7 protein-coding genes and 1 pseudogene are annotated in these 4,508 nt (G+C 34.7%); 2 read left to right on the forward strand and 6 right to left on the reverse strand.

Annotated elements, in window-relative coordinates:
• From ACI4WO_RS01545 to ACI4WO_RS01570, 6 genes are all read right to left on the reverse strand, one after another.
• Window positions 1-1,293 (reverse strand): zinc-ribbon domain-containing protein (locus ACI4WO_RS01545; RefSeq protein ID WP_439805799.1); only part of this gene is annotated, 1,293 nt, incomplete at its 3' end.
• Between the two features lie 57 nt (window positions 1,294-1,350).
• Window positions 1,351-1,920, reverse strand: coding sequence for a hypothetical protein (locus ACI4WO_RS01550; protein ID WP_439805800.1), 570 nt, complete (start codon window positions 1,918-1,920; stop codon window positions 1,351-1,353).
• Window positions 1,921-1,926: 6 nt separating this feature from the next.
• On the reverse strand, window positions 1,927-2,463 hold the full coding sequence (locus ACI4WO_RS01555; RefSeq protein WP_439805801.1) for a DUF7577 domain-containing protein: 537 nt from the start codon (window positions 2,461-2,463) through the stop codon (window positions 1,927-1,929).
• Between the two features lie 38 nt (window positions 2,464-2,501).
• Window positions 2,502-2,861, reverse strand: coding sequence for a zinc-ribbon domain-containing protein (locus tag ACI4WO_RS01560; RefSeq protein WP_439805802.1), 360 nt, complete (start codon window positions 2,859-2,861; stop codon window positions 2,502-2,504).
• Between the two features lie 117 nt (window positions 2,862-2,978).
• A complete protein-coding gene (locus tag ACI4WO_RS01565; RefSeq protein ID WP_439805803.1) occupies window positions 2,979-3,317 on the reverse strand; it encodes a helix-turn-helix domain-containing protein in 339 nt (112 codons plus the stop codon).
• Window positions 3,318-3,401: 84 nt separating this feature from the next.
• Window positions 3,402-3,641, reverse strand: a complete 240-nt coding sequence (locus tag ACI4WO_RS01570) for a hypothetical protein (RefSeq protein ID WP_439805804.1) — start codon at window positions 3,639-3,641, stop codon at window positions 3,402-3,404.
• A gap of 249 nt (window positions 3,642-3,890) precedes the next feature.
• Here ACI4WO_RS01570 and ACI4WO_RS01575 point away from each other — a divergent pair, with 249 nt between their 5' ends.
• Entirely contained in the window at window positions 3,891-4,172 is a 282-nt protein-coding gene (locus tag ACI4WO_RS01575) for a DUF960 domain-containing protein (RefSeq protein ID WP_439805805.1), read from the forward strand.
• 55 nt (window positions 4,173-4,227) lie between these two features.
• A pseudogene (locus ACI4WO_RS01580) lies at window positions 4,228-4,508 on the forward strand (amidoligase family protein); the annotation flags it as partial.

Below are 4,508 nucleotides of genomic sequence, written 5' to 3' on the forward strand. Positions count from 1 at the left end.
AGCTTTTATATCGTCCTCAGATTTTCCCGTCTGAGATGTAAAAATAGTAGTTGTTTCAGATGTTGTTTCTGTTTCCGGCACAGTTTCCGAAACTTCTGTTTCAGTTGGTAAAGAATTATTCATGTCATTGCTTTGAGTACCAGAAGAGCGGGTTGCAAAAAATATAATTACAGCTATAATTACCGTCAGAATAACAGCAGAACTAATTATGATTATTTTTTTTTTGAGAAACAGATCCTTAATCTGTTTCAGAATTAATTTCAATTTTTCAGTTATGCTGTCAGCAGGCGAAGATTCTTTGATTTCAGGCTGAGTATCAGTAACAACCTTGTTATAGGAACTTAAAATCCTGTTGCATACATTCAGATATTTCTGTGAGTCCTTATAATCTCCAAGCTGTTCAAAAGCTGCAATTGCTTTTTTCAGACTGATTTCAAATTTGTAGTCCGGCAATACTCCGGATGCAGCATCGTCTTTTATCTTAACAGCGTCCTGATAAATTTTATCGGTTTCAGCATCTTTTATCATCTGTTTTTCTGTTTCAAGGCACTCTCCTGATTGTTTAACAGCATCCTTGTAATCGCCCACTTCAACAAATGAATTATAGGCAAATCTTATACTTTCCGGAGAATCTGCTTTTTTTCTCCTTTCAACAGCAATATTGTACATTTCATCAAGGATTTTGTTCCTGCAGGATTCATAATCATTTTCAATGTTTTCAGCACCGTTGCGAATAAGCCGTTCTTTTGTACGTTCAAGCTGGTCAAGATTCCCTGCCGCTTTAAGCATGTTGCAAAAACTAATATGTACATATTCATCAAGCTTGTTTTTCAGTGCTTCATCACCATATCTGTAAGCTCTTTTGAAATTTTTATTTTCCCTTATATCCTTGTCAAGCTTTTTAAAATCATCCTCACTATCAAATCCCAGATCAAGCATGAGTCTGCCATAAAAAGCTGTTGCATCTTCAGGATTTCTATCCAGAAAATGTTCAAAATATGTATGTGCCTCATCTTTACAGCCATCTTCAAGATACATAAATGCTCTTTTGTAAAGCATATTTATATCCATATTGTCATCAATTTTTAAATCAAGCTTTTTACCGCCTGAAGATTCCGGAAGCTTCATTCCGCAGGATGTGCAGAATTTTTTGTTGTCCTTTATTTCTTTCCCGCAATTAGGACAGGCTTTTCCTCCTCCTGAAAAAGAGTTCTGAACAATATTTTTGTTTCCGCAGTTTGTACAGAATTTTGCTCCCGGCTTTAATTCTGCTCCGCATTTGTTACATCTCATTATTTACACCTCACCACTGCCATTCAAAAGATACACCGTAATATTAATAGAATTAATTTAATAATCAAAAAATTTCAAATAAATTCCTGCACTGATAAAAGCAATTATCGAAACATAAAGTGCCGCACCAAAGCTTACATCAAGAACATCATATATTTCTCTGAAATCTGCTAAACTTATTGTGAAAATTCTGAATAATATCAGAAATGCTCCAGCCACAAATGACAGCCACATTCTTCCTTTTTTAAACCAGAATGCAATAACACCGCAAACAGCTGCACCAAATATAAACAGATCAAAAAACGCTGTATTACTTCCGCATCCGATTGCACGTACCTTGTCACTACCTATATAAATAAAATCAGAACCTATTAATTCCCATCCGCTGATTCTGACAAATGTAAAAAAATAGCATAACAGACCAACAAGAATTATAAGTCTGCTGATAATATTTACAGTACTGCTCATTTCGTAAAAACCGCCTGAATGAATTGTTCCCGGTTTATTGTAAACGATATCATTTTCTTTTTTCGTGTCGTTTTTGACCTTGTTCCACAGCTGTGCTCCGCACTCACAGCAATACTTATCAATATTATTATTTTCCGCTCCGCATTTCGGGCAATACATATTAAATCACTCCTTATTAGTCATTATTCTGAGTTCACTCAGAAATTGTCTTTTGTCTGCATCACTTGAATCCATTGTTATCTTGAATTGTCCTGAATTTGAATTAATAAAAATAATAGTATTTTTCAAATGAGAAATTGACATCAATCCTAATACTATACCAACTAATCCAAGAAAAACACTTCCGCCTAATAAGCATATTATCCCTACAAATACACCTATAACAAGAGCTGCTACTTCACCAATGTTAACGGTTTCACGCTCGTAAATATTTGTTATGCTGCTGTATGGAATATGCTTTGCACCCCCGGCACCTATTTCAAGAGCATTACTTTTAAATGAAACTGCAACATTGCTAGAAAATTTAAACCAGATTGTTCTGGTAAAATTATACGATTTTCCTACAATATTATCTTGTTTTTCTTTCAAAGGATTACGTGCAGGCTGATTCTGATAATTCTGAATAGTATTAAGCGGTGCACCGCATTCCGCACAATAATTTATTCCGTTTTCATTTTCTGCTCCGCAATTTCTGCAATACATATTATAATCACTCCTGTTTCATATTATTAAAAATTATATTACCTCTGTGCAAACCCGATAAGGGCAAGAATTAATCCCACTGCGCTTACAATAATTGCAAACCATGCCTTTGCTTTCTCAGGTTCGTCATCACGCAGTGCAAGACATCCGCAAACCAGTGCAGGTATTCCAAAAAACGGCCATAGACAACATATTACAATACTAAGAATAGCCAGAACCATTGCAACATTTGCATATCCCTTGCTCTTATTTTCCTGCGGATTATTATAATATGTATCACGTCTTTCATTTTCAGAATGATTTACTCCCGGCGGTTGATAATCTGGCAAACTTGACCCACATTCAGCACAAAATCTGTCAGTATTATTGTTTTCCGCCCCACAATTTGGACAGTGCATTTAATAATCCCCCTTTTTTTATTTAATTTATTAATATTATACACCAATTAGAATTCTTAGTCAATACCTTTTAGTATTATAAATATATATAAAAAATCCTGCCGAAGCAGGAAATAATTAATTATTTTCGGTAAGCTCTACAATTTTCAGCATTATATCAGCCACAGTTTTCAGCTTTTCTTCCGATAATCGTTTTACACAGCTGTTGATAATATCCATATAAAATCCTTTTTCGGAAGTGTCATCAATATTTGTTTCATCGCTGAAAAACTCGCTGTAGCTTACATTCAGAGCCTCAATTATTTTATCAAGAGTTGTAATAGTCGGACTTTTCAATCCTCGTTCAAGATGCCCTAGAAACGCAGGATTGATTCCGGCAGCAAGTGCAAGCTTTTCCTGACTTAACCCCTGACGCAAACGAAAATATCTAATTCTTTCTCCTACTTTATTATCCATTGCAGAAATTCTCCGTACTTTTTAGTATTATATTATCATATACAAAGAATATTCACAATGAATTAAAGATATTTAAATTTAATACTATTTAGTATTGTTTTGTATTTCTTCCTCAGTAAGTTTTACGTCTAAATCAAACAAATTGTATAGTTCAATAAGCAAATATCCGTTCCTGGAAATTCCTGAAAGCTTGTCAGCCAGGTAATCCTCTCCAATTTTTCGCAGCCACATCTCAAGTTCTCCGCTATAAAAATAGTAAATCAACTCATCAATACAAAAATTTTGTTTTAGTTCCTTTACAGAATTGATTTTATTACCGTTCATTATCAATACAATCACTCCCCTTATGAGAAAATAATACCATAATAAATGAAGTATGAGAATATTAAACAGTTACCGGATTTTCACAAATTTTCGGAACTGTTTTTAATAGTATCTATACAATTTATTTTGTCTATTATAATGAAAAAATCAGAAAATTCAGTTATATATAATAATAGTGCTACAGCAGGCTCTGTTATTTCGAATAACAGGATCGTAGGGGACATACATTTTTGACAAAAAGGAGGTTTTATGTTTACCAATCGCTATATAACAAAAGGAGTACAATCGGAAATACCGATTGTACTCCAGATTTTTATGTGGGACTGTGTCACAGCGGTTCCTGAGCCGAAAGACTATTTGCAGATTTTCAGACTATCTGAATGTAATGGAAAGCAAAGAATTGTTCACGAACAGGAAGTACCTGAGTTCAAACGTGAATATTTACTTGCGTTTCCTAATCCAATCACAGCAAAGGTTTATGTCATTGATGACGGTGACCATTGTACTATGCTGCTTGCTGATGAATACTGAAACCAAGAGCCGGTCGATTTTGACCAGCTCAAATTATTTTACGGAGGAAAATGACATGAAAGAAGAATTATACTGTTCCCATTGCGGAGAATTAATCGTAGATGAGGACTATGGTCACATCAATGGAGAGGTGATTTGTTCTGATTGTATCGAAAGATACTGCACAGCCTGTGAACGATGTGGAGCATTAATGTGGGATTCGGATAGCTATGGTGATGATTATACTACACTTTGCCGTTCGTGTTACGAAAATCACTACACTCGCTGTTATGAGTGTGACACTCTGCTTCATAATGACGATTCATATGAGTACGACGGAGAATATTATTGCAGAGA

The organism is Porcipelethomonas sp., from assembly GCF_051893655.1.
GTDB lineage: Bacteria > Bacillota > Clostridia > Oscillospirales > Ruminococcaceae > Porcipelethomonas.